We start from the raw sequence: 26537 nt of genomic DNA, 5'->3' as shown, positions 1-26537 counted from the left end.
GCTATTTCAGCGGTAATCCGGCTGCTGCTAGCGCTGCTAATCCAGTATCTCGCAGGGTCAAGTTAAACCTACCTTCGGTAAGACCTGCGCTGTGCAAACCGATGTCGGTGGGAGCTGTCCCGGCAAGAATTTTGGGCACCCCGTGGTACATGAATCTGCTGGGGCCGCCGAAAACAACAAGATCGCCGGATGCCAGCCGAAGGTCAATGTAGGGGTGGTTTTTGGTTTCTGTGTTTCCTGCCCTAAAAATGGCGGTGTCGCCTATGGATAGCGAAACGATGGGGGCGCTGGAGCGTTCTTCTTTGTCCTGATGCATACCCATGGACGCCTGCGGTGAGTAATAGTTCACCAGCGCCATATCCGGGGTGTAGGAGCGCGCCCAACGTATCGTGCGTTCGGTTTCCTCCACCGGCCACTGCAGATTTGGCCGGGCATAGGCGTCCTCTACCGCGCGGCGTCCTAACCTTACAATCCAATCCGGGACGGGTAGGGGAGCGGCGCCGCCTAGTTCAGGTACAGACTGCGTGTATTCGTAGTTGCTCCAATGCCAGCCCAAGGACGTCATTTGAACAGACATTTTCTTGCCGAAAATATCGGGGCTGTGCGGCGGGATGCCGCGCTGGGCAAAGAGCTGAAACTGGCGGACTAAAAAGAGCTGCTGAGTCGCGTCTAACCAGCCGGGAAGGTGAATAACTCCCGGTAAAATTTCGCGTGCCTGGCGCGGTAAATCGCTGTCGGTAAAAAGAGAATCAGACATAAGTGAGCTCTTATTAGAACAGGCGACCTTCTTCTTCGGCGGACGGCGCTTCAAGATCGAGCAGGTATTGCTTGCGGTCGATGCCTGCTGCATAACCGGTCAGTTTGCCGTCTGCAGATAGCACACGGTGGCAGGGGACAAAGATTGAAATTTTATTGTGGCCCACGGCTTGTCCTACTGCTTGGGCAGGAGCTCCCGGGCCAACGATTTTACTGATGTGCCCGTACGTGGTGGTGTAGCCGTAGGGGATATCTTTTAGGGTCTCCCACACAGCTAGCTGAAAGTCAGTGCCGTCAGGGGCTAGGGGGAGGTCAAAGCTGGTGCGTTTACCTTCAAAGTACTCGCTCAGTTCTTCAGCGGCCTGTTGCAGTATGGGAGAATCGTTGAGTTGGACGCGGTCTCCGAGCACATGCGGGGTGGGAAAGTGTGCTTGGCCTTGAAACCAGGAGCCCACCAATGCAGTGCCTGTGGCAGCTAGATAGAGCGTGCCCAGTGGAGATTCGTACAGAGCATGTACCGTGGTTGCCTCAGTGCCCTCGGCGTCTGTCTGCGGTGCGCCGGAGGCAACTGTGGTGTCGTTAGATTCTAGCGGCTGAGAACTGTCGGTCATGTCTGCTGTGTGTTGTGCGTCCATATCAATATTGTGACATGAAAATATTTGTTGCATCTGTTAAGTAAATTTTCAAGCGGTGTGTGCTCCCGGGTGTATGGTGAAAAAGATGCAAACTCCCTGAAGAGGAGTCGAAAATTGTCAGACCTTATTATCGATATCACCGAAGAAAATGAAGGTACCTACCAGGCTCAGCTTATGGGACACTACGGTGTTGCAAAACCTATTCTTGATCTCAACGGCGCAGAAGACGTCACCGAAGGCATCCTGAGTGAAGATCAAGAATCAGCGTACATCCTGGCTGAATTTTTACTGGAGCACCAAGAAGCAGGTTTGCTGCCGCCCATCGTTGAAATTGCTGATGTTGTAGCTGCTTACGATTTTGCCATCGAACGTTTTGAAGAACTAAAGAAATAACGCCACAGGTACAGAAGGTGCAGATACAAGGCCGTATCTGCACCTTCTGCCTCTTAACTTCAAGGATGCGCTATTGAGAGGCTACTGCTGCCAGGTGAGAGCCGCGCCGGTATGACCGGTCAGTGCGCCGGTGACCAAAACAGCTAGGGCACCGATAATCAGAACAAAGCGCAGAACCGCAAATACCTAAGGCTTGCCGGTAAGCGATTCTAAAGCGCTAACGCGGTGTGCCTGCGAGCTCAACACCCACCACAGCAGGCACGCGATCACAAGCACGCCAGTACTAGCTACAGCCGCATCCGCATACTTTTCATGCTGGTGAAAATTCACGTCGGTGACTGTCTTACCCAGCATTTCACCGGTTTCTTTCGTCAGCAGAGCTGCCACGCCTGTGATCACAGCCAGCACCGGCAGACCCCAGCCCAGCCACCGGCTAAAACGCGATGAGACAGCAAGTGCTATACCTACAAAAGCCAGAACTACCATCAGCACAACACCAAAGTGAACAACCAACGGGTGCGCCGGTAAACCCAAAACCTGCATGAAACTCCCCTTGAGAACAAAAACCAAAATGACCGCTGAGGTCTAATTCGCTGTGTTACTCGTTGAGAATACCTGTGCGTTTTTTGTGTAGCTTATGAGTTTCCTGGGAACTGAGGGTTGTATAGTAGCGGCCAAAGCTAGGCGTGACTTGGGGTTTTGCTGAACTTAAGCTGGTAAATAGCTAAGCTTTTCCTCAGCCAGTAGGTGTCTGCACACGCAGGTTGCGCATCCTGTTAATGGTCGCCATCAGCTCGGACGCGCGCGGCATCGCAAGGTCACCGCGAAAGTTCTTGCCGCCACCGGTTAAACCATCCAGCCCATTAGCGCGCAACTGCGCAATCACAAGCTGCGCGGTACTGGCAATGCTGGTGGTCGGAGTCAGTTGCTGATCCACTTGTTTCAACGCAAGTGCAATAGCCTGGGTCTGCGAGGAATCAACAAGCTGAGACACATAGCGCAGCTCGGTGCTCTGCTTATCGATCTCAACCTCATGCAAACCTCGCGCTCGCGGGCCTTTACGCGCCTGTTGAGTACCTAGAGCACCCGGGCGGGCAACGCGGTAAGGCGCAGGATCTTGCTTGAGCATTTTTTGCTCAGAGGCACTGAGAAAACCGGTATAAATTTTCTCACCTTCACTGTGGATATCGCTGACTGGCCGTGGCGGCGCATAGCTCGCAGCGATTTCGTGGGCTCGAGCGGTGACGTCCTGCGGAACGTATTCGTTCAAGGCAATCACAGTGTCAGCCTCCGAGAAGAATGCCCCGGAGCCGCCCATCACAATCACAGTCGATACGCCTAGCTCGTCATACATTGCCCTGACCCGATCGACAAACGGGGTAATAGGCTCAAAGCGCGGAGCCACCAGTTCTTTCATGGCGGTGTCGCGGATCATGAAGTTAGTCGCTGAGGTATCCTCGTCCATCAGCAGAGCCGATGTTCCAATTTCCAAAGCTTCTGCAACATTTGCCGCCTGCGATGTTGAGCCCGATGCATTAGACGTTGAAAAATCACTCGTATCGATTCCACCGGGTAAGTTTGAGATAAACGGATCGATATTGACGCCCGTGACAGCTCGTCCGTCTTCAGCGCGCACCGCCATAGCATCGGCCGCGGTGATAACAAACTCGCGTCCATCGCCGGGAACATGAGCATAGACACCGCGTTCTAAAGCCTTTAACACGGTGGATTTGCCGTGGTAGCCGCCGCCCACAATGAGAGTGATGCCCTTGCGAATTCCCATACCTTTAAGGACGCGACCGCTAGGGGCAGTAAGGTCCACCTGCAAAGACTCCGGCGACTCAAAGGGCACTGCCTGCGCCAGCGGACGGTCAGAATCACCGCTAGCGCGTGCGAGCACCGAGCCATTGGCAACAAAACCAATCAGACCGTCATGTGTGAGACTATTCTGCAGCCATAAAAAATCGGTGTAGGTGATAACGTGCTCAGCCAATGCCTCACGATCGAGGTCCTCACCCAGGGCACTAAAACGCACAAGGTCGGGCAAATCATCCACCAGTAACCGCGCGGCAAGAGCACCTTTGACGCGTCGTCCGGCAGCGGGAAACCCGAACGTTAGACGAATCTGAACCTCGCTGTCATCAATAACAACCGATGATCGTTCCAAAATTTCTTGGCCGGGGGATACAAACCGAAAATCTCGTGGGCCGTGAGCAATAGCATCCGCAATATCGCGAGCGATGAAGTCGCGAACAGCCACCTTCTGCTCATAGGTGCTCAAAGTATCTTCTGACAGGTTGGTTTTGCTGATCGGCACGCTGATGCGGATGCGCGATGGCGGCGCATACGGGTCAGACTGCACCCTATCGATGTGAAGGGAAAACCCCTCAAATTCATACGTGCCCGTCAAAGATTTGAGAGCACCGTAGGATTTTCCATCGAGTGAACGTAAACGTTGAGCCAACGAAGATGAAGTAGCCATGTTCTCCACCCTACAGGTTTAAAACAAAAGAGTTCTCGCCGGGAGCTTTCACCCGGCGAGAACTCGTACGATATCAGCGCATCACAAATTAGTGCTGCTCAACGTCATCATCAACCCAGTCGAGGGTCTTTGAGACTGCCTTCTTCCAGTTGCGGTACTGACGCTCGACCTCTTCTGAGTCCATCTGAGGCGTCCAACGCTTATCTTCAACCCAGTTGTCGGTCACATCCTGCTCGCCATCCCAGAAGCCAACAGCGATACCTGCTGCGTAGGCCGCGCCGAGAGCGGTGGTTTCAATAACCTTGGGGCGAACAACTTCAACACCCAAAATGTCAGCCTGGAACTGCATGAGGAACTCGTTAGCGGTCATACCGCCGTCTACACGGAGTTCGCCCAGCTGCACACCAACGCCGGCTGCCTCAGCATCAGCGTTCATAGCATCGAGAACTTCACGGCTCTGCCATGCCACGGACTCAAGAGCTGCACGCACAATATGTGCGCGGTTGACATAGCGAGTCAAACCAACGATGACGCCGCGGGCGTCTGAACGCCAGTGCGGTGCGAACAGACCCGAGAAAGCGGGAACGACGTACGCCCCACCGGAATCTTCAACGCTGGTAGCCAGCTGCTCTGACTCCGCAGCGTCCTTGAGCATACCCAAGTTATCGCGCAACCACTGAATCAGTGAACCCGAGACCGCAACGGAGCCTTCCAAAGCGTAGACGGGGTCAGCGTCACCCAGTTTGTACGCAACCGTGGTCAGCAAACCGTTGTCAGAGATAACGGGTTCAGTGCCGGTATTCATCAACATGAAGTTACCGGTACCGTAGGTGTTCTTTGCCATGCCCTTTTCAAAACATGCCTGACCGAAGGTAGCAGCCTGCTGATCGCCGAGGATGCCAGCAATCGGCACGCCGTTGAGCAAGCCCTTTTCGCGGCCCTTGCCGTAGATTTCAGATGAAGACTTAATCTCGGGCAGCATGCTCATGGGAATACCCATCTCAGCTGCAATCTTTTCATCCCACTGAAGGGTGCGAATGTTCATGAGCATGGTGCGTGATGCGTTGGTAACGTCGGTGACGTGAACACCGCCGTTGGTGCCACCGGTGAGGTTCCAAACAACCCAGGTGTCGGTGTTGCCGAAGAGCAGATCGCCTGCTTCAGCCTTTTCGCGGGCGCCTTCAACGTTATCGAGAATCCACTTGACTTTGGGGCCCGAGAAGTAGGTTGCAAGATTCAGGCCGGTAATGTCTTGATACTTGCCCGCGCCGGCTTCTCCGCCGAGCTCATCGCAAATCTTCTGGGTGCGGGTGTCCTGCCAGACGATAGCGTTGTAGATGGGTTCACCGGTGTTCTTATCCCACACCACAGCAGTCTCGCGCTGGTTGGTGATGCCAACAGCAGCGATTTCGTGATGGTTGATTTCCTGGGCGGTCATCGCTTCACCCACGACCTTGCGGATATTACGCCAGATCTCCATGGGATCGTGCTCAACCCAGCCAGCCTTGGGGAAAATCTGCTTGTGTTCCATCTGACCAACCGAGCAAATCTCGCCCTTCTTGTTGAACAGGATAGCGCGGGAACTGGTAGTGCCCTGGTCGATGGACAGGATGTACTTCTTGCGTTCGGGTAGTTTCTCGGCCATGAGATGACTCCTCACATCGTTGTGCGGTTAAAACAAAGTTTGAATTCAACCGGTGGGTTTATATAAGTGTAGGTGCGGAAGCTGGGCATTAGCTGATTGTCACCTGCCCGCGTCCGCGCGAAAAATTTAGATAGCGAGCATCGCGGGGACAATCAGCGCCGCCAGGACTCCGCCAATGATAGGACCAACAACCGGTACCCACGCGTATGCCCAGTTTGATGAGCCCTTGCCCTTGATAGGCATGAGGGCGTGAGCGACGCGGGGTGCAAGGTCACGTGCAGGGTTGATGGCGTAACCGGTGGGGGTACCGAGTGAGATACCAATGGCGAGAACCACCAGCGATACACCGAGCGGACCCAGACCGGAGGGGGTAAGACCCGATGCCACGACAAATCCCACGAGGACAAAAGTCGCGATAGCTTCGGTAACTACGTTCCAGCCGTAAGAGCGTACAGCGGGGCCGGTTGAGAATACACCGAGAGTGCTGCCGGGCTCTGCTTCATCAAAGAGCTTCTTATACGCCAGGTAAGCTAGCCACGCACCGATAAAGGCACCGAGGAATTCACCGGCAAAGTAGACAAACATGTTGCCTACGGTGGGAGCTACACCGGGGGCGAAATCATTTCCCGCTACAAAAAGACCAATGGTCACCGCAGGATTAAGGTGCGCACCCGAGGGCGCAGAAACATATACAGCTGCGAACACAGCCATTGCCCAACCAAAAGCAATCAACAACCACTCATTATTGCGCGCTGCAGATTTAGGCAGAGTAACAGCTGCACATACACCGGCACCCAACAGCAAGAGCACCGCAGTACCCAAAACCTCAGAGGAGAAAACTCCTAACGTTGTTGCCGTACCCTCAGCAGTTTTCAGGGCAGTCGCACCGTCGGCAAGAAGCATCGGTGCCTGAGCCATAAGAGACATACGTAGGTGTCCTTTCTGCACAACCTTGTGCATCAAGTCAGTGGAAACCGTATAGATTTCCAGTGAAAGACGTTGGCTCGAATTCTCAAGCAATCGTCTTAGCTTTTAAATTGTTTTTGCTACTGATGAGTAGTCTAGGGGCTGATCCAACGCCGTGAGACATTAAATCCGCGAAAACATTTCCAAAACATGAAACCGGTGGTCAGTGCCGTTTTCCGACCCCCGGTGCACACGCATCCTTAGAGCTGGTGCGAACGAGAGGCTGCCAGGAGCTTACGTTCTTCTTTGCCAATGATCATCATGAGAATCAACGCAAGAACAACCACACCCAGCAGGCATCCGTACGCGACATTCCAGCCAAAGTATTGAATCAACAGGCCGACGCCGGTTGACGCGAGAGACGCGCCGAGCAGGTAGCCAAACAGACCTGTAAAGCCAGCTGCCGTGCCTGCAACATTGCGCGGCGAAAGGTCAATAGCCTGCAAGCCAATGAGCATAACCGGGCCGTAAATCAGGCCACCGATAATAGCAATCAGCAAGTAGAACCAACCAATGTGCGCCGTGGACGGCAACCACCAGTAGATAGCAAGCGCAATGCCAACACCTGCCAAGAAAACAAGACCTGCTCCGGAACGCCAACCTTTGAAAACCTTGTCGGAGAGCCAGCCACACAAAAGCGTGCCCACAATGCCAGCGAGCTCATAGATGGCAAAGCCAAGAATGCCGTCTTTGACGTTGGTGCCGTGAATCTGGTCGGTGAGGTAAATCGGAATCCAGTTCAGAACACCGTAGCGCAGGGTATATACAAACACGTTAGTGACGGCAAGAAGCAAAATGACGCGGTTGGTCAGAACGTGCTTGAACAGCATGTCCTTCCAGCTGGCGTCGTTTTCAGCGACTTCAATTTTTGCCGGATCGTTACGGTATTCCTCGATAGTCGGTAGACCCATGGCTTCGGGGCGGTCACGAATCATGAGGAAAGCAATCAGCGCAACAAACAACGCAACGAGAGCAGGAGCCCAAAAAGCAGGACGCCAGTCAGCTTCACTGGTTGCAAAATTCTGCAGTGCCCACGCGGCGATAATACCTACTGCGGCGCCACCGACATTGTGTGCGCAGTTCCAAATGGAAGTCATCCAACCGCGTTCTTTGGTGGAGAACCAGTGCACCAGCACGCGCCCTGACGGCGGCCAGCCCATTCCCTGGAACCAGCCGTTGATGAACATCATGATCGCAAAAAGCGTGACGGTTGCTGAAAGCGCTGGAACAAAAGCAATTAATAGATTGACGATGGCAGAAAGAGCCAGACCCAACGGCATGAAGTATCGCGCATTGGAGCGGTCTGACAGCATCGCCATGAAGAACTTCGACAGACCGTAAGAAAACAGCACAGCATTTGCCACAATGCCGATGCCTACGGGCGTGAGAACGTCGTGTTCTTTAAGGACCGCTGAAACCAGCGAAACGTTATTGCGAATCAGATAAAAACCCGCGTAACCAATGAAGATTCCCAGAAAAGCGCTCGCACGGTACTTTTTGTACAGTGAAGCTACCCGTGACTCTTGGACGCGAGGTGCAGCAGGTGGCGCTGTAAGAAATCCGAGAGAGGATTTATGCTCTGACATAGTTCGTCCTTGAACTGTGAAAGGTGTGTTTCGCACGGCACGGCGTTGTACCGATGCGCGGGGTATTCACCGTAGGTGATACCCCTGTGCGAATCTGACCGGTTATTCTAGATTCGAAAAGTTTAAGGGGTGAAGCGGTGCAAACATAATTGAGCACCTTTAGTGTCGATGTTCGCACCGCTTCATTCAAACGAGCTAAACCTTATTGGGTTTATGCGCGTGAAACGACGGTTTGAGCGTTGCTCAAGAGCCCGGTTGCAGCTGAGTCGGTGGTCTCATTTTCTGCTGCTGCGATAGCCTCAACGCGTGCCTTGTACGTATCTAGCTCGTGCTGTTCGGTAGCAGCATCCCAACCGAGTTCTTCGCTCATAATCTCGATGATTTCTTCAGCGCTGGAAAGTCCGCGGTCACGCTGTTCAAGATCCAGGCGCGCACGGCGAATCAGGATATCTTCAAGGTGAAGTGCGCCTTCAAAGCGAACGCCAAACAGAACGTCAGCGCGCAAGAACTGGGGTGCATGAGCCAGAGGAGTTGCCAACGAGCCATCTTCTTCGATGAGTGCCAGAAGTTCGTGGATATCTGAGCCGTAGCGCTCCAGCAGGTGGGTCATGCGCTCATCGTTCCAGCCGTGAATCTGAGCGATTTTAGCGCGCTGTGCTTCAGCCGCGCTGTAACCGGTTGCACCCACGAGCTCAATGGACTCTGTGACTGACGGGCGAGCCTTAGCGGTCTCACCGAGAGCAAAGTCAACAGCGTCCTCAGCCATAACTCGGTAGGTCGTCAGTTTGCCGCCGGCGATTGCACTCATACCCGGGGCAATCTGGGTAACAGTGTGTTCGCGTGAAACCTTGGTTGATGAAGACTCTGAACCTTCCTTGAGCTTAGGCTGCAGAAGCGGGCGAAGACCGGCGTAGGTGCCGATAATATCGTCCTTGGTGAGTTCATTAGCAAGCAGGCGGTTGGCTTCATCGAGAACATACTGAATATCATCAGCGGTAGCTACCGGGTTGTTGATGTCCTCGGTGTACGGGGTATCGGTGGTGCCGATAATCCAGTAACGCTGCCACGGGATAACAAACAATACTGACTTTTCAGTCATGGTGAAGATGCCGCTGGTTGCCTTAATGCGATCGCGGGGTACCAGAATGTGAATACCCTTGGATGCCAGTACCTCAAGGCCAGCGTCTTCCTGTGCCAAAGATTCGGTTTCTTCGGTCCATACGCCGGTAGCGTTGATAATGTGCTTGGCCTTGATGGATGCGTTCTCGCCGGTTTCCAGGTTGCGCACTTCAGCGCCAACTACGGTGCCGAGGTTGTTCTTGACAACGTTGGTGAGCTCGACGCGTGATGCGGCAAGCGCGCCGTAGCCTGCTGCGGTGCGAATGAGGTCGATGACCAAGCGGGCATCGTCAACGCGAGCATCGTAGAACTGGATAGCGCCGGTGAAGACATCGTTTTTGATGTCGGGGAAGATTTTCTTGGCACCCTTTTTGGTGAAGTGCTTCTGGGCGGGAACAGTGCGACGGCCGCGTGCACCTGCAAATGCCATGGTGTCGTACATACCGATGCCTACTGCTGAATATGCGCGTTCAATAACGGGCATCTTCAGCGGCCAGAGGAAAGGCTGTGCCTTCACTAGGTGGGGAGCGGTCTTTTCGAGAAGGAGACCGCGTTCTTTCAGTGCCTCAGCCACGAGCTTGAAGTCAAGGTTATAGAGGTAGCGCAGGCCGCCGTGAACAAGCTTTGATGACCATGAGCTGGTACCGTTTGCCCAGTCGCCCTGATCGATAATAGCGGTGCGCAGGCCGCGGGTTGCCGCGTCCAGCGCGATACCGGCGCCGGTGACACCGCCGCCAATAATCAGGATATCGACGCCTTCATCATCGGTCATGGCCTGAAAAGCGCGATCGCGGGATTCTTTGTTGAGGTAGCTTGCTTGGGTGAAATGCGTGCTGCGCATCGTTACTCCTGAAAAGATGGTCAACTGTATTTACCGTTTATTCGACCCCAAAAGGGTGAATAAGACCAAAAGAATTGAACGATTGTGCATTGTAGAATTAATTTTATGCACGAACGTTCACAGCAGGCTTTTATTGCCGCTGAGCTTTATTACATGCAGGGGCAGACCATGGATGCCATTGCTGAGCACCTGGGTATTTCGCGTCCTAGCGTCTCTCGTCTGCTCAAAACGGCGCGTGAAGAGGGCATCGTGCGCATTAGTCTCAACGATAAATATCGCACCCAAGATAGCTTGTCCCAGCGCATTTCTGATCAATATCGCGTGCGCGCTCGAGTGGTGGAGACCACCGCGCGCATGACTCCTTTGACGCGTATGGATAAAGTAGCGCGTATTGCTGCGGAGGTTTTTGATAGCTATATCAACGATGGCACTATTGCCGGTATTGCCTGGGGCTCTACGGTGAGTGAGGTGGCTAAGCACCTGCACAAGCGTCCGGTCACTGACGTCACCGTGGTTCAGCTAAATGGGGCGGGCAATGCTAGACACACAGGTATTCCATATTCGGGCACAATCTTGGGTTCGGTGGCTGAGGCTTATGGGGCGAAAATGGTGCATTTTCCGGTGCCCGCATTTTTTGACTTTGCAGCTACTAAGGATGCGATGTGGCAGGAGAGAAGTGTTGCCGGCGTTCTCTCGGTGCAGAGAAAAGCAGATGTTGCCCTTTTTGGAATCGGCGCTTTTGGTGGCGCTATTCCTTCTCATGTGTATAGCGGTGGCTATTTCGACAGTGAGGAGCTGGCCACTATTCGCGCGCAGGGGGTAGTGGGGGATATGTGCACTCTTTTATTGCGCGACGACGGTAGCTATGCGGACCTCGAGATTAATGCGCGAGCTACCGGGCCGACCCCTGCCGAGCTTGTCAAAATCCCACGACGCGTGTGCGCGGTGTCAGGTAATCACAGGGTAAAAGCGCTGAAAGGTGCCTTGAACACCGGCGCAATTACAGATGTGATTATGGATTCTCAGTTGGCAAAACTATTGGTCGAAAGCTGAGTTTTTCTTGTGTTGGGCCGCCCATTTGAGGGCATTCTTCACTGCTGTGATAGATAGCTGTTCACTGTTTTCTTCCCGAGATACCGCATAGATTTTGCGGTAATACTGATGAGATGTCTTGAGCATGGTGATGTTATCTAGATTTTGCGCGGTTCGCGCAATGAATCCGGGGATAACCGCTGCGGTATAGCCCGCCTGTACCAGGTGTACGTGTGTCATGACGTCGTCAATTTCGTACTGAATCTTTGGATCAAAGCCTTCAGAGCGACAAAGATTAATGGCCCATTCGCGACTGGTGTTGCCCTTATTTTCCAATACCCAGGGGATTTCACTCGCTTGCTTGAGATGCATGATTCCCGCATCTTCGGCAGTGATGGCATAGAGCGGATCCTCTGCGATGAGATCGTAGGCGAGTTCGGGAATTTCTGGGATGTAGTAGCTGGGGTAGGTTTCGGCAATGGTGAGGTCGAACTCTCGACTTTTTGTAAGACTTAACCCGATCTCCGGTTCGATTTGAACAACATGCAGGGTGACTTGCGGTGCGTGCTGCTGCAGATGTTCAAGAGTAAGCGGTAAGAGGGCTAGGGCGGCAGACTGAAAAATCGCGATGCGTACGGTGCCTGCTGGTTCACCGCTGAGCCTTTCCATTGCCGTTTTCATAGAGTCAAACTCTTTGAGTACTGAGCGGGTGCCGTCAACGAGAACTTGACCTGCAGTGGTAAGCTGCAACCTGCGTCCTACGTGAGTAAGTAGGGGAGTGCCAGCCTCTTTTTCGAGCTGTGAAAGCTGTTGAGATACTGCCGATGAGGTGAGGTGTAGGGTTTTTGCTGCGGCTGCAACAGTGCCGCGTTCGTGAACTTCTAGCAGCATATTGAGTCGGCGAATATCGTACATGGTGACGGCTTTCTCGCGAGGTTATAAGGCGTAGCTATAGTTAAGAAATATTTAACTAATTATATAAGAATAATTTAATTTTACTAAAGGCGTGATGTGGAGCATAATTGCCTAGAACACAGTTTTTACAACGACGTAAACGAAAGGCTCTAGATTATGAGCGAGAAAGTATTCGCAGATGAGCGCTACCAGAAGATGGCACACGACGCCGTCGCGCTGGCAGAGCAATGGGTGAGAGAATCCCAGAGCGTACCCAGCGATCCGGCAGCTGAAAAACTTGCCGGTGTCCTGAAAGACCCTCACGGCCTTGAATTTACTGTGGGCTTTGTGGACAACGTTGTTCGCCCTGAAGACAAGGTAGTTGCAGGTAAGAACCTCGGACGTATTGCACCCATCGTTCCCTCATTCTTGCCCTGGTACATGAAGTCAGCTGTGGGACTCGGCGGCAAGCTCGCTGCTCAGGCACAGTGGCCCACCGTTGATATCGCGCGCGCTGTGCTCCGCCAGATGGTTGGCCACCTCATTGTGGACGCTCGCGACGAGAAGCTCGGTCCCGCCATTGAGCACCTCACCGCCAGCGGCAACAAGCTCAACGTTAACCTTCTGGGTGAGGCAGTGCTGGGCGATAAAGAAGCAGCGCGCCGCCTGAGCGAGACCAAGCGTCTGCTCTCCCGCGATGACATCGACTACGTCTCCATTAAGGTGTCATCTGTGCTCGGCCCGCACTCACACTGGGCATTCGATGAAGCAGTGGATTACGCCGTCAAGAGCCTCACTCCTCTCTACGAACTGGCTGCAAACGCTCCCACCAAGAAGTTCATCAACTTGGATATGGAAGAGTACAAAGACCTCGATATGACCATCGACGTCTTTACCAAGATTCTTGACCAGCCACACCTTAGGAACCTTGAAGCAGGCATCGTTCTTCAGGCCTATCTGCCCGACACTCTGGACGCAATGCAACGTCTTCAGGCATGGGCTGCACAGCGCGTTGCTGACGGTGGCTCACGCATCAAGGTTCGCCTCGTCAAGGGCGCAAACCTCTCCATGGAAGTTGTTGAAAGTGTCATCCACGGTTGGGAACTGACCACCTGGGATTCCAAGCAGCTCACCGACACCAACTACAAGCGCATCCTCGACTACGCACTGCGCCCCGAACACACCAAGAATATTCGTATCGGTGTTGCTGGCCAGAACCTGTTCGACGTTGCCTTCGCCTTGCTACTGTCAGAAGACCGAGGCGTTGAAAAAGACATCGAATTCGAGATGCTCATCGGTATGGCATCGCAGCAGGCAGAAATTATCCGCCGACGCGTCGGCCACCTGTTGCTGTACACCCCCGTGGTACGCCCCGAAGAATTCGACGTGGCAATTTCATACCTGGTGCGCCGACTTGAAGAAAACGCATCTAGCGAGAACTTTATGAGCGCCGTCTTTGACCTCAACGACTCCGAAGAGCTCTTCAATCGTGAAAAGAACCGCTTCTTGCGCTCGCTGAACTCAGTGACGGATGAGGTTCCCGGCCCAAAGCGCGCTCAGAACCGTTTGACCGAAACCCCCGAAAACGTCTTTGTTCCGCGCGGAAAATTCGAGAACACTCCCGATACTGACTCAGCGCTGGTCGCAAACCGTCAGTGGGGTCGTGAGATCCTCAAGCGTTCAGAAAATACCGATCTCGGCATTGCAACTCTGAAGGCTAACGAGGTCAGCTCTAACGAGCAGGTCGAAGAAATCATCCTTGATGTTGTAGAAGCATCGAAGAGCTGGGGTGCGCTGTCAGGCAAGGAACGTGCAGACGTTTTGCGCAAGGTTGGCGTTGAGCTGGCTGCCCGCCGCGGTGAACTGCTAGAGGTCATGGCCGCCGAAGCCGGTAAGACTCTCGACCAGGGTGATACTGAGGTCTCAGAAGCAATCGACTTTGCTTACTACTACGCAATGCTCGCGGAGCAACTTGAAGAAGCTGACGGTGCAGAGGCTATTCCGGTTCACCTAACGCTGGTTGTACCGCCGTGGAACTTCCCGACCGCTATTCCTACCGGTGGCGTGCTCGCAGCACTGGCTGCTGGCTCCGGCGTTATCTTCAAGCCCGCGTCCAACACCGCTCGCACCGGCGCTGTTATTGCAGATATTCTCTGGAGTGCTGGCGTTCCCAAGAACATCATGAAGCTGGTCAAGTTCACCGATCGTGAGGCTGGCAAGTATGCGGTATCGCACCCTGCTGTTGACCGCCTGATTCTGACCGGTGGTTATGAGACCGCTGAGACCTTCCGTTCATGGCGCAAGGATCTTCCCTTGTTCGGTGAGACCTCAGGTAAGAACTCGATTATCGTCACTCCGAACGCGGATCTCGACCTGGCGGTGAAGGACGTTGTTTATTCAGCTTTCGGTCACGCAGGTCAGAAGTGCTCGGCTGCATCCACCGTTATTCTGGTGGGTTCGGTTGCAACCTCAAAGCGCTTCCGTAATCAGTTGCTCGATGCTGTGTCATCACTGCACGTAGCGCATCCGCAAGACATCAAGTCAGAAATGGGTCCGGTTATTGCTGAACCTGAAGGCAAGCTGTTGCGCGGTTTGACCACCTTAGGTGACGGCGAGCAGTGGGCTATTAAGCCCCAGCAGCTTGATGAGACCGGACGCCTGTGGTCACCCGGTGTTCGCAGCGGTGTTAAGCCCGGTAGCGAATACCACATGACCGAGTACTTCGGCCCGATTCTTGGTGTTATGACCGCTAAGACTCTCGAAGAGGCAATTGAGTTGCAGAATGCACCCGATTACGGTTTGACTGCTGGTTTGCATTCGTTGGACGCTGGTGAGCTGGAACTGTGGCTCAGCAAGGTTCAGGCGGGTAACCTCTACGTCAATCGCGGTATTACCGGTGCTATTGTGCGCCGTCAGCCTTTCGGTGGTTGGAAGAAGTCAACTGTGGGTTCGGGTACCAAGGCCGGTGGCCCCAACTACCTGGTTGCTTTGAGCGATTGGAAGTCCGCTGAATCTCAGGCATCGCAGGCGCCTTCTTCAGTTGGTGTTCGTGAGACTCTGGCGACACTGCGTGAACCGACAGCGGTCAACGGTGAGCAGCTTGATTACCTCTCACGCGCAACGTCATCAGATGCTGAAGCATGGGCTTTGGAATTTGGCGCTAAGCATGATCCTTCACAGCTAGGCGTGGAGCGTAACATTCTGCGTTATGTTCCTCAGAAGGTTCAGGTTCGTGCTGATTCAACTGCGGATCTTGCTCAAGCTCTGCGCGTTGTCTTGGCGGGCGTGGCAGCAGGTGCTCCCTTGCAGTTCTCCACTGCAACCGATGTACCCGTTGCAACTCACGGTGCTCTGGAGAACGCTGGCGTTGAGATCGTCGTTGAAAGCGATGAGGAATACCGTGAAGGTCTGCGCAAGCTGGCTGGTAAGTCAATGCGCGAGCTCGAGGACACCCCACTCGGTGGCTCACGCATCCGCTACATTGGTGATGACGAGCTGGGCATTTACGAAGCTTTGAACGGTCGTCCCGATATTGCGGTTTACTTCCAGCCTGTTACCGAATCAGGCCGCGTAGAAATGCTACCTTTCGTCAAGGAGCAGGCAGTATCTATCACTGCGCATCGCTTTGGTAACCCTGACCGTTTCTCAGAAGCTGTCATCTAACAAAGCTGTATTAGCTAACTGGGATAACTAGTTGGCAAAACTGAATATTCAGAAGAAGAGGCGTAGCTTGCACTGGTGCAGGTTGCGTCTCTTCTTGTCAGAGGGCGCGCAACTGGAACAGGGCAGGCATAAGAAGCATTGGGTATATTGCGTTAAGCACGTGAACTCTTAGGAAAATTTGACCGGCTCAACTGCATTGCGCATCACAAATACGTGTTGTCTGTGACATACTTTTACTTGTGTTTTTATGCAGGTTCCCTCACCTGCGCAACCACTCATACTGCCCTTCACGCACGGGGCGCATCGCACCAATTAGCGAAAGGACTCATAGACCATGAGCAATATTCCCGCAGAACTTAAGTACACCGCTGAGCACGAATGGGTAGCAGCTGTTACTGCTGAGGGCACCGTTCGTATCGGCATCACCGACCACGCGCAGGACGCTTTGGGTGACGTTGTTTACGTTGACCTTCCTGAGGTTGGCGAATCATTCGATGCAGAGTCAACTTTTGGCGAAATTGAGTCAACCAAGAGCGTCTCAGATTTGTTCTGTCCCGTCTCAGGCGAGGTTGTTACCGTCAATGACGCTCTTGATACTGATCCTTCACTGGTGAACTCCGATCCTTACGGTGAAGGCTGGCTCATTGAGCTTCATCCCAACGACGAAGGTGACCTTGAGAACCTTTTGACTGCTGACGCATATGAGCAGGAAATCGCCTAACACTTGCGGTCAGTAGGGCACACGTGCCCGCCGTAAGAGGAAAACTTGTGAAAAAGCCCCGCTACGATGCGGGGCTTTTTGCGTGTGAGTTGCTTTGCAGACCGTGTAGAAGGGAGCAAGCTTGAGTGTTTTTGCTCGTAGTAAAGCACCAGAAATATGTATCTGGGAGAATGCCCGCTAAGATTAAACAAGAGATTTACTGTTTACCGAATCGTTACCAAGTTACCGGTGCGGCAAGCAAGTCTTGAAACTCCCCACAGCATACAGCACGATACTTTTTGCGAGGAATCCCCAATGACCCAAAACCACGAAGCACACCCGGCAACATCAACTATTTCGCTGGGCAACGTTGAGTCACTTGGCAACAACACTTTTGCGTTGACCCCCGAAGAATCAGATACCATTGCGACTCTGCCTGCAGGATCGGCACTTCTGATCGGTATTGAAGGTCAGGTGAAGGGAACTCGTTTCTTGCTGACCGTTGAGCAGGACCAGAACGGTGCTGATCAGCCGATCGTTGCAGGCCGCAAGCCCACCAGTGATATTTTCCTGGACGACGTCACCGTTTCGCGTGAGCACGCTGTTTTTGTTCCCAATGCGGGCACCTTCATTTTGACCGATGGCAACTCATTGAACGGCACCTACGTCAACGGTGACCGTGTTGAAGAAGCCATCTTGAAAAACGGCGATGAAATCCGCATCGGTAAGTTCCACTTTGCTTTCTACCTCGGAGCACGTCAGAACTAATGACTGAATCCCCAGAAAATTCTGTTGATACAACGAGCTCATCGCGAGACCTGAAGAACAAGACTATCGGTCAAGTATTGAGCCAGTTGGACGCTGATTTTCCGGGTATTAGTGCCTCTAAGATTCGTTTCTTGGAAGATAAGGGCCTCATTTTTCCGCAGCGCACTAATACCGGGTACCGCAAGTATTCGCAAAAAGATATTGAGCGTTTGCGGTATATTCTTGAGCTTCAGCGCGATCAGTATTTGCCGTTGAAGGTGATCAAGGCCCGCCTTGAGGCCGTGGATGATGGGCGCATCGCATCTCCCTATGCTGAAGTGAAGTTAGATGAGCAGGGTGATCCTCCAGCTCGTGAAGACGTTTCTTCTACACCTCAGGCGGCGGACGTAGAGCCCGGTGGTACGTACACCATTCGTGAGCTCGCGGCGAAAACCAATAGCGATTTGGCGACTTTGCGTGAGCTTATGAACTTCGGTTTGATTCGCGAGGTTGATGGCGTTTTTGACGAGTACGATGTTGTCGTTGCTCAGGTGTGCGCTGAGCTCGCCTCGCACGGTTTGCAGCCGCGTCACCTGCGCTCTTTCAAAGCTGCAGCTGAGCGCGAGGTTGGTCTGATTGAAACCGCTGTGGCGCCTTTGGCTTCGCGTAAGGACGTCGGTGCTCAGGCGCTGGCTTCTAAACGTGCTGGGGAGCTTGCGCAGTTGTGTCTTCGTCTTCACATGGCGTTGGTGGCAGCATCCATGCCAAGTTACGACTAGAATAGGTACGCAGATAATTTCAGAGCGTGAAATGTGAGGGACGCGAGCGTGCTCCCCATTTTGTGCTTTAAAAATCCGACCGCAACCTGCGTGTTAATTCCGATGCGGAGTTAAGGCGCGTTTTAAGCTGGCTAGTACGTGGTTTTCAGTTGCACGGCAAATATGCTGGCAACCGGTACGATGGTAGCTAGTGCACCATATCGATGATGGAAGGAAGAATCGTGGCTAATGACTTTTCAGCCGATGAGCCTGTGAATGGTTCCTCTGTTGCATCATCGCATCTCGGGGTTGCTCGTGAGGTGCCTATGGATCAGCCTCTGCTAGGTTTCGACGACGTGATGCCGCAGCAACCCCCGCAGGGTGAGCAGGGCGTCCTATTTGATGACCCCGTGAGTCTGGTTGATGAGAACCTGGGATACCGCGGTCCTACTGCGTGCAAAGCCGCTGGTATCACCTATCGTCAGCTTGATTACTGGGCTCGTACTCAGCTTGTGGAGCCCACGGTGCGTTCAGCATCCGGTTCTGGTACCCAGCGTCTGTATAGTTTCCGCGACGTTTTGGTTCTCAAGATTGTAAAGCGCCTGCTTGATACCGGTGTTTCACTGCAGCAGATTCGATCTTCGGTTGAGCACTTGCGTACCCGGGGTGTTGAAGATCTTGCGGGTATTACTCTGATGAGCGACGGTGCAAGCGTTTACGAGTGCACCAGTGCCTCTGAGGTTATTGATCTTGTTCAGGCTGGTCAGGGCGTCTTTGGCATTGCTATTGGACGCGTGTGGCGCGAACTTGAAACTAACCTGGCGCAGTTGCCGGGTGAGACCACTGTTGAAGCTGAAGAAGAAGTTCACGACGAACTCTCAGCACGACGCGCGCGTAAAGCTCAAGGTATGTAAGCATTTCTTATTTGAAGATCACTAAAAGGGCGGCTCTTAATGGTTGAGAGCCGCCCTTTAGTGTAAAGATTTAGTTAGCGCTCTGTGGTAGCTGTCTCTGTGGAAACTGTTGGCTGTGCTTCTGCCAAGAGTCCTGCCAAAAGGCGAGTATATAGTTGCGCATGCTCGGAGAGATCGCTTTTTCTCCAGAAGTGCAGGGGGAAAGCGGCGCCGTGTGCGGATTGCACCTCAGGAGTTTCTGGTAGCACAGTGTGGGCTACGAGATCACCGTAGGTATCGCGTAACTCGTCCATGCGAAAGCGATGTTCGGGGCTGTTGCGATTGTATCTATTCACCACGATGGACGCAGACTCTACTCGATAAGGGGAGTTCGCTTCGAACTGGGCAATTGCTCTGAGGGTGCGTTCGGTGCCGGCAACTGAGAATAGCGTGGGTTCTGCAATTGAAATGACGCGGTCGGAGGCAGCCCACGCGGTGGCTGTTAGACGCGAAAGCGTGGGCGGGCAGTCAATGAGGATGAGATCAAAGTCCTCTTTGATACTCTCTAACTTTTGGGACAGAAGGTAGAGGGTCTGCTTATAGGTCAGCGCATCAAATCGGGAGCTCATGGCAGAACCGCGTAAAACCTTAATATCAGCGCCCTCGGGTAGCGGCACGCGTCCCCATGCACTTGTAGAGAGCGCCTTGTCAAAACTGATGTTTTTATCCAACAGTGCGGTGCCGACATCGCACGCTGTGCGTGTGTCTACGGCGAGTCCCGTTGAAGAATCTGCGTGCGGATCAAGGTCAATCACAAGCACGCGTTTTCCCTGCGCTAAGGCCGCAGATGCAAGACCTAATGTCACCGATGTTTTTCCGACGCCGCCTTTGAGGCTGCTGATGCTGATGGTGGTGGTCATGGCGACGAAGTCCTTACATGAGGGGAGCGGGGTAAATGATGCGTAGACACCTTATTGTAGTTGAAAAAATGGTAACAACACCGGTAGGTAATCGTTGAAAGCCGGGGTCATCTGCAGGAACGCTAAGTGACTCAATCGCACCATGTCTATACCTAGATAGATACCCCTGCGCATCTCGTAAATGATGAACGTCACAAAAAGTTAAGTCGTTACGCATCTGCTGTTCGATATGCGAAAAAAATACTCGTTTTAGCGCAACTCACAGTTATAGTGGTGGTGTTCACACAGTGTGGAATGGAGCTTTGACCTTGTCAGCGAGATCGAAGCGGAAACGGATAAATTGAATGTTTAACAAGATTCTTGTTGCAAACCGTGGCGAAATTGCCATTCGCGCGTACAGGGCAGCTTACGAGCTCGGTGCAGAGACTGTTGGCGTTTTCCCTTACGAGGACCGTCACTCGATTCACCGTCAGCAAGCCGATGAGGCCTACCCCATTGGCGAAGAGGGGCACCCCGTCCGCGCCTACTTGGACGTAGATGAAATTATTCGCGTTGCCAAAGAAGCAGGCGCGGATGCTATCTACCCCGGTTACGGCTTTCTTTCTGAGAATCCTGAGCTTGCGCGAGCGGCTGCTGATAACGGAATTACTTTTATTGGCCCGCCCCCCGAAGTTCTAGAACTGGCAGGTAATAAGGTAGCGGCGCTCAAGGCTGCGCGCCGTGCCGGAATTCCGGTTCTGAAATCATCGGAGCCGTCAAAGGATATTGACTACCTGCTTGAAGAAGCAGAAAAAATTGGCTTCCCGATCTTCGTTAAAGCTGTTGCAGGTGGTGGCGGACGCGGTATGCGCCGCGTTGAAACCCGCGATGCTTTGAAGGATTCGCTGGAAGCTGCGATGCGTGAGGCAGACACTGCTTTCGGTGACCCCACGGTCTTCTTGGAGCAGGCGGTATTGCGTCCTCGACACATCGAGGTGCAGATTCTGGCTGATAGTCAGGGAAATATCGTTCATCTTTTTGAGCGAGACTGCTCACTGCAGCGTCGCCACCAGAAGGTTGTTGAGATCGCTCCCGCGCCGCATCTTGATGAAGAAATTCGTCAGGCGCTGTTCCGCGATGCTGTAGCTTTTGCAAAGGAGCTGGGCTACACCAACGCTGGTACCGTTGAGTTCTTGGTTGATACCGCCGGCGAGCGCGCTGGTCAGCATGTCTTTATTGAGATGAACCCGCGCATCCAGGTGGAGCATACCGTTACTGAAGAAGTCACTGATGTTGATCTGGTGCAGTCGCAGATGCGTATTGCTGCTGGCGAGAGCCTTGAAGATTTGGGTATTCGCCAGGATGAGTTGCAGGTGCGCGGTGCGGCGATGCAGTGCCGTATCACCACTGAAGATCCTGCTAACGGGTTCCGTCCTGACGTGGGTAAAGTGTCGTACTACCGTTCAGCGGGTGGCTCCGGTATTCGCTTGGATGGCGGTACGGTGTACACCGGTGCGCAGATTTCGCCCCACTTTGACTCCATGCTGGTTAAGCTCACCTGCCGCGGACGCGATTTTGGTGCTGCCGTGCAACGCGCGCAACGTGCTTTGGCGGAGTTCCGTATTCGCGGTGTTGCCACCAATATTCCTTTCTTGCAGGCTGTTCTGAAAGACCCGATTTTCCAGGCTGGCGACGTCTCGACTCCGTTTATCGATGAGCACCCCGAATTGCTGAACACTAAGGGGTCATCTGATCGCGGTACCAAGGCTTTGCAGTACTTGGCGAATACTACGGTCAATCAGCCTCACGGTGAGCGCATTGAAGGTACGGACCCGCGTCTGAAATTGCCTCGATTCCCCGGTGATAAGCAGGAAGAACCGTTCCGTACTCCGTTTGATGCTTCTGATCATGAGCCGCCTGCGGGCTGGCGTCAGAAGTTGCAGGAGCTTGGGCCGGAGGGCTTTGCGAAGTACCTGCGCGACTACAAGCCGGTAGCGGTAACCGATACAACCTTCCGCGATGCTCACCAGTCTATTTTGGCGACGCGTGTGCGTACCCGCGATTTGTTGGCGGCAGCTCCGGCTGTAGCTCATACCACTCCAAACCTCTTCTCGATGGAGGCTTGGGGCGGTGCAACCTACGACGTTGCTCTGCGCTTCCTCTCTGAGGATCCGTGGGAACGTCTGGCGCACCTGCGTGAGGCTATGCCTAACATTCCGATTCAGATGCTTCTGCGCGGCCGTAACACCGTGGGCTACACACCGTACCCCACCGAAGTAACCGATGCTTTCGTGGCTGAGGCTGCTGAAACCGGCGTCGATATCTTCCGTATTTTCGATGCTTTGAACGATGTCTCTCAGATGGCACCGGCAATTGCCGCTGTGCGCAAGACGGGCACCGCCGTAGCTGAGGTAGCGATGTGTTACACCGGCAACTTGCTCGATGAGAATGAGACCGTCTACACGCTGGATTACTATCTCGACCTCGCGCAGCAGATTGTGGACGCCGGCGCGCACATCCTTGCTATTAAGGACATGGCTGGGCTGTTGCGTCCTGAAGCAGCTCGACGATTGGTCACCGCTTTGCGCGAGCGTTTTGATCTGCCTGTTCACCTGCACACGCATGATACTGCAGGCGGTCAGGTGGCAACGCTTCAGGCTGCTGTTGAAGCTGGCGTGGATGCTGTTGATGTGGCTACCGCGTCAATGGCAGGTACTACTTCTCAGCCGTCCTTCTCTGCTTTCTTGGCTGCAATGGACGGAACTGAACGTGCTCCTGAATTTGAGATGGACGCGGTTTTGGCGCTTGAGCCTTATTGGGAAGCGGTTCGTGCGATCTACAAGCCGTTTGAGATGGGTCTGAACTCACCGACCGGACGCGTGTACAACCATGAGATTCCTGGTGGCCAGCTGTCTAATCTGCGTGCCCAGGCGACTGCTCTTGGTCTGGGCGATCGTTTCGAGGCAATTGAGGATATGTACGCTGCGGCTGACAAGATGCTCGGTCATATTGTGAAGGTGACCCCGTCATCTAAGGTCGTTGGCGATCTCGCTTTGCAGCTGGTCGGTATGGGCGTTAGCCCCGAGGACTTCGAGAAAGATCCCCAGAACTTCGATGTTCCGGATTCAGTTATTGGCTTCCTCAATGGTGAGCTTGGTACTCCGCCTGCCGGTTGGCCCGAGCCTTTCCGTACCCGTGCTCTTGAGGGACGTAAGCTTTCTAAGCCTCAGGTTAACGAGATCTCTGATGAGGATGCTCAGGCACTGGCAGGGGATTCGCAGACACGTCGCGCAACCCTCAACCGTTTGCTCTTCCCCGCGCCCACCCGTGAGTTTGAAGCAATCCGTGAGGAATTTGGCGATGTGTCGATTTTGCACACCCGTGACTTCCTGTACGGCATGATCGAAAACCGCGAGCACGTCATTTCATTGGGTAAGGGCGTTCGCCTGATTGCAACCTTGCAGGCAATCTCTGAACCCAACGAAAAGGGCATGCGTCAGGTGATCTGTACTCTCAACGGTCAGTCACGCACTGTTGAGGTTCGTGATCACTCGGTGGAGTCTAACGTGAAGAGCGCTGAAAAGGCGGATGCGGCTAACCCCGGTCACGTGGCAGCTCCCTTTGCCGGTGGCGTCACTATCACCGCGCAGGTCGGCGACAAGATCGAGGTTGGCGATCAAATTGCGACTATCGAGGCGATGAAGATGGAAGCATCTATTACCTCACCCGTCGCAGGAACTGTGGAGCGCGTTGTTTACAACGAGGTCTCCAACGTTCAAGGCGGCGACCTGCTGATCGTGGTGAAAACCGACTAACCTCTAGCGAGAAAAACTTACCCGGTTCTGTGCTTTACACCCGATTTTTCGGGTATATTGCACGGGATCGGGTAACTTTTTTGCCCGCGCACCGCCGATTCGCAACCAACAAAGAGCCGACCAGCCGGGAACAAAAACGCTCTAATCGATGTTGATACAGTAGTACAAAAGACCCCTGCAGAAAGGGCACACGAATGGACACCCAAGAATTTGACCTCATCATTATCGGCTCAGGCTCCGGTAACTCACTGATCGACGGGAACTGGGATAACAAAAAAGTAGCCATCATCGACGGCGGAACCTTCGGCGGTACCTGCCTTAACTTCGGTTGCATTCCCACCAAACAGTACGTTTACCCGGCAACTGTTGCACACACCGCTGAACATATCGACCACCTGGGTGTGAAAGCAAAAGTTACCGACGTGAACTGGTCAGCGATGCGCGACCGCATCTTTGCGCGCATCGACGCTATCTCCAACGGCGGCCTAGACTACCGCAAGGGCCTGAACAACGTCACTGTCTTCGAAGAATACGCCCACTTTGTCGATATCCATACCCTGGAAACTGATTCTGGCGCTCGCCTGAGCGCACCCCAGATTGTGCTGGCAACCGGGTCACGCTCAGTACTTCCCGATGTTCCCGGTATCGATTCATCCCTGGTGCATACCTCGGACACCGTGATGCGCATTGATGCGCTGCCTGCCCGCGTCCTGATTCTCGGCGGCGGATTTATTGCAGCCGAATTTGCTCACGTCTTTAACGGACTGGGAGCAGAGGTTATTCAGGCGCATCGCTCTGATGTTTTGCTCCGCAAAAATGACTCTGAGATTTCTCAGAAGTTCGCAGAACAGGCAGCCAAGCAGTGGGATCTACGCCTAAACCGCTCGCTCAAAGAAATTCGTGAGAACTCGGATGGGACTGCAACTGTCACCTTCAAGCACGAAGGAAAGATAGAAGAAATCGAAACCGATCTGATTCTTGTGGCCACTGGACGCCGTCCCAACAGCGATACGTTGGCTGCTGAAAAGTTCTTTGACGTCGATGAGAAAACCGCCTTGGTGAGTGTTGATGCTGCCCAGCGCGTTCTCAAAGACGGTGAGCCCGTTGACGGTATTTTTGCGCTGGGCGATGTCAGCTCGATGTACCAGCTCAAGCACGTGGCTAACGCCGAGGCGCGTACCGTGCAGTACAACCTGGTTCATCCCGAGAGCATGCGAGAGACTGACCACCGCTATGTTCCTGCGGCTGTCTTTACTCACCCGCAGATTGCGCATGTGGGTCTGACCGAAGAAGAAGCTCGTGAGAAAGCTCAGGACGAGGGCTTTGAGCTTGCTGTTAAGGTGCAGAACATTGGCGATGTTGCCTACGGCTGGGCGATGGAAGATTCTGTAGGCTTCGTCAAGCTACTTGCCAACAAGAAGACCGGTGAGCTACTAGGCGCACACATTATGGGTGAGGAAGCCTCGAACCTCATCCAGCCCATTATTCAGGCGATGAGCTTCGGTCTTTCTGCGCACGAGATGGCGCGAGGTCAATACTGGATTCACCCGGCATTGAGCGAAGTCATTGAAAATGCACTGTTGGGACTAGAAACCGAAAAATAGAAAACTGTTATTAAATAATTGCGCCGTTGAAGTCATCTGAGTGATTTCAACGGCGTTTTATTGAGTGAATAGATTACTTGCTGACGATTTTTTGAGTTGAGCTACGGTAAGTGAGTACCTGCCCGGTGCTGAGAGCGACTGTCACGATAGAAAACACCGCTACTGATACAGCTCCTGCTACTTCTCGGGGAACATCGGTGTAGTTCACCGCAAATCTTCCTGAGCCGCCAGTGGTGTATGACTGGCAGCCTGCGGCGGTAGTGGTGTAGGTTCCGCTACCGGTGTATTTAAGGTTCACATCCCAAGCCTTACGGGTGACTCCATCTGAATACACCGTGTCTTGGTTATTTTGAGTATTCGTGACGGTGGATGACCATCCTGCACGCGGAAGAGTCGAATCTGCGCCCTGTCCGGTCACCGGTTCTGGCTGAGTAGTCCAAGTGACAGAACAGCCGACAGCGGTGCACTGACCTGATTTGTTGTAGCTTGAGCTGGTATTGCTGATGAAGAAAAAACCGTTACCCTGAGCGTTTTGTCCTTGGTGATTTTCAATGAACCACTGTTCGTTAACGCTGGTTACAGTAACACCCGCTGGCAGGTTATCGACGTATACCTGCTCACCAACTGAAATCTGCATATTTGTTTTCTGGGTGTCAGTAGTGCTTGTGGCTGCAATACCCCAGCGGGTTGTAACGCCACCGCTCGTGCGAACAGTAGGGGTTCCGCAGCGCGATGCTGCATACGCCGGTACTAGAGTGGTTGCGGCAACGGCTGGTGCCGCCCATGCCGCGTCCTTTGCGAGGGATCGTCGCGAAACTGTTGTGCTCGTTGTGTCTCTTTTCTACAAGGGGGACTTCTCGGCTTGCCCACCCCAACAGTGTTCGCTGATAGTAAATTTTGTTTAATGAAAAATTTACTCCGAAAAATATTAGGCTATCAATTTAATTCTGCGTAAATCACTCATTTTATGTATTAAAAAATTGATAAAGTCCGTATAATTGTGTAAAAGTAAAAAGGCCATATAACAGTCCTTTTACGGTACAATGTTTTTAACGACAAAAACATACCCAGGAGGACTTTTACATGACCCAAGTACATTTTACACTGAA

General features: G+C 53.4%; 20 protein-coding genes. 9 read left to right on the top strand and 11 right to left on the bottom strand.

Translation table 11 applies throughout. The features are described from left to right. Position 1: 1 nt before the first annotated feature. Together HF984_RS08045 and HF984_RS08040 are read right to left on the bottom strand one after the other, a co-directional pair. Entirely contained in the window at positions 2-757 is a 756-nt protein-coding gene (locus HF984_RS08045; protein ID WP_168615164.1) for an alpha-ketoglutarate-dependent dioxygenase AlkB family protein, read from the bottom strand. Positions 758-770: 13 nt separating this feature from the next. Then, complete coding sequence (locus HF984_RS08040) at positions 771-1391, bottom strand: methylated-DNA--[protein]-cysteine S-methyltransferase (protein ID WP_247596551.1); 621 nt, start codon at positions 1389-1391, stop codon at positions 771-773. Positions 1392-1505: 114 nt separating this feature from the next. Here HF984_RS08040 and HF984_RS08035 point away from each other — a divergent pair, with 114 nt between their 5' ends. Further along, the gene (locus HF984_RS08035; RefSeq protein ID WP_168615163.1) at positions 1506-1784 is read left to right on the top strand and encodes a hypothetical protein; all 279 of its coding nucleotides are present in this window, start codon (positions 1506-1508) and stop codon (positions 1782-1784) included. A 186-nt stretch (positions 1785-1970) separates the two neighbouring features. On the opposite strand, the gene HF984_RS08030 is transcribed toward HF984_RS08035, so the two are convergent. The 6 genes from HF984_RS08030 to HF984_RS08005 all read right to left on the bottom strand — a co-directional run bounded on the left by HF984_RS08030 (position 1971) and on the right by HF984_RS08005 (position 10423). Next, positions 1971-2327 carry a DUF2231 domain-containing protein gene (locus HF984_RS08030; protein ID WP_168615162.1) on the bottom strand — a complete coding sequence of 119 codons (357 nt, stop codon included), beginning with the start codon at positions 2325-2327 and terminating at the stop codon, positions 1971-1973. Between the two features lie 193 nt (positions 2328-2520). Further along, the gene (locus HF984_RS08025; RefSeq protein ID WP_168615161.1) at positions 2521-4266 is read right to left on the bottom strand and encodes an ABC-ATPase domain-containing protein; all 1746 of its coding nucleotides are present in this window, start codon (positions 4264-4266) and stop codon (positions 2521-2523) included. Positions 4267-4354: 88 nt separating this feature from the next. Next, positions 4355-5911: a glycerol kinase GlpK gene (gene glpK / locus HF984_RS08020; RefSeq protein ID WP_168615160.1), complete on the bottom strand. Its 1557-nt coding sequence runs from the start codon at positions 5909-5911 to the stop codon at positions 4355-4357. A gap of 126 nt (positions 5912-6037) precedes the next feature. Beyond that, positions 6038-6838: an MIP/aquaporin family protein gene (locus tag HF984_RS08015; protein ID WP_168615159.1), complete on the bottom strand. Its 801-nt coding sequence runs from the start codon at positions 6836-6838 to the stop codon at positions 6038-6040. A 239-nt stretch (positions 6839-7077) separates the two neighbouring features. Then, positions 7078-8463 carry an MFS transporter gene (locus HF984_RS08010; RefSeq protein ID WP_168615158.1) on the bottom strand — a complete coding sequence of 462 codons (1386 nt, stop codon included), beginning with the start codon at positions 8461-8463 and terminating at the stop codon, positions 7078-7080. 211 nt (positions 8464-8674) lie between these two features. Next, on the bottom strand, positions 8675-10423 hold the full coding sequence (locus HF984_RS08005) for a glycerol-3-phosphate dehydrogenase/oxidase (RefSeq protein ID WP_168615157.1): 1749 nt from the start codon (positions 10421-10423) through the stop codon (positions 8675-8677). Between the two features lie 105 nt (positions 10424-10528). Here HF984_RS08005 and HF984_RS08000 point away from each other — a divergent pair, with 105 nt between their 5' ends. Continuing rightward, the gene (locus tag HF984_RS08000; protein ID WP_168615156.1) at positions 10529-11476 is read left to right on the top strand and encodes a sugar-binding transcriptional regulator; all 948 of its coding nucleotides are present in this window, start codon (positions 10529-10531) and stop codon (positions 11474-11476) included. Here the strand turns inward: HF984_RS08000 and HF984_RS07995 are convergent. Continuing rightward, the gene (locus HF984_RS07995) at positions 11459-12370 is read right to left on the bottom strand and encodes a LysR family transcriptional regulator (protein WP_168615155.1); all 912 of its coding nucleotides are present in this window, start codon (positions 12368-12370) and stop codon (positions 11459-11461) included. The two genes, HF984_RS08000 and HF984_RS07995, sit on opposite strands and share 18 nt — an antisense overlap. Positions 12371-12526: 156 nt before the next feature. Here HF984_RS07995 and HF984_RS07990 point away from each other — a divergent pair, with 156 nt between their 5' ends. From HF984_RS07990 to HF984_RS07970, 5 genes are all read left to right on the top strand, one after another. After that, positions 12527-16012 (top strand): bifunctional proline dehydrogenase/L-glutamate gamma-semialdehyde dehydrogenase, encoded by a 3486-nt coding sequence (locus HF984_RS07990; RefSeq protein ID WP_168615154.1) that lies wholly within the window; start codon positions 12527-12529, stop codon positions 16010-16012. A 334-nt stretch (positions 16013-16346) separates the two neighbouring features. Beyond that, positions 16347-16733: a glycine cleavage system protein GcvH gene (gene gcvH, locus HF984_RS07985; RefSeq protein WP_168615153.1), complete on the top strand. Its 387-nt coding sequence runs from the start codon at positions 16347-16349 to the stop codon at positions 16731-16733. 294 nt (positions 16734-17027) lie between these two features. Continuing rightward, positions 17028-17480 carry an FHA domain-containing protein gene (locus HF984_RS07980; RefSeq protein WP_168615152.1) on the top strand — a complete coding sequence of 151 codons (453 nt, stop codon included), beginning with the start codon at positions 17028-17030 and terminating at the stop codon, positions 17478-17480. Continuing rightward, positions 17480-18238 (top strand): transcriptional regulator FtsR, encoded by a 759-nt coding sequence (gene ftsR, locus HF984_RS07975; protein WP_168615151.1) that lies wholly within the window; start codon positions 17480-17482, stop codon positions 18236-18238. The genes HF984_RS07980 and ftsR overlap by 1 nt, the downstream gene beginning before the upstream one ends. Positions 18239-18543: 305 nt before the next feature. Further along, a complete protein-coding gene (locus HF984_RS07970) occupies positions 18544-19131 on the top strand; it encodes a MerR family transcriptional regulator (protein ID WP_168615204.1) in 588 nt (195 codons plus the stop codon). A gap of 74 nt (positions 19132-19205) precedes the next feature. On the opposite strand, the gene HF984_RS07965 is transcribed toward HF984_RS07970, so the two are convergent. After that, positions 19206-20030: a ParA family protein gene (locus tag HF984_RS07965; RefSeq protein ID WP_168615150.1), complete on the bottom strand. Its 825-nt coding sequence runs from the start codon at positions 20028-20030 to the stop codon at positions 19206-19208. A 344-nt stretch (positions 20031-20374) separates the two neighbouring features. Here HF984_RS07965 and HF984_RS07960 point away from each other — a divergent pair, with 344 nt between their 5' ends. Both HF984_RS07960 and HF984_RS07955 read left to right on the top strand, forming a co-directional pair. Continuing rightward, complete coding sequence (locus HF984_RS07960; protein ID WP_168615149.1) at positions 20375-23824, top strand: pyruvate carboxylase; 3450 nt, start codon at positions 20375-20377, stop codon at positions 23822-23824. Positions 23825-24018: 194 nt separating this feature from the next. Beyond that, positions 24019-25428, top strand: a complete 1410-nt coding sequence (locus HF984_RS07955) for a mycothione reductase (protein WP_168615148.1) — start codon at positions 24019-24021, stop codon at positions 25426-25428. Between the two features lie 73 nt (positions 25429-25501). On the opposite strand, the gene HF984_RS07950 is transcribed toward HF984_RS07955, so the two are convergent. After that, entirely contained in the window at positions 25502-26065 is a 564-nt protein-coding gene (locus HF984_RS07950) for a hypothetical protein (RefSeq protein ID WP_168615147.1), read from the bottom strand. Positions 26066-26537: the final 472 nt, after the last annotated feature.

The sequence above is a fragment of the Rothia terrae genome (assembly GCF_012396615.1).
In the GTDB taxonomy this organism is placed as follows: Bacteria; Actinomycetota; Actinomycetes; order Actinomycetales; family Micrococcaceae; genus Rothia; species Rothia terrae.
The sequence above is the reverse complement of the archived record's forward strand: the minus strand, read 5'-3'. Positions and strand labels throughout refer to the sequence as shown.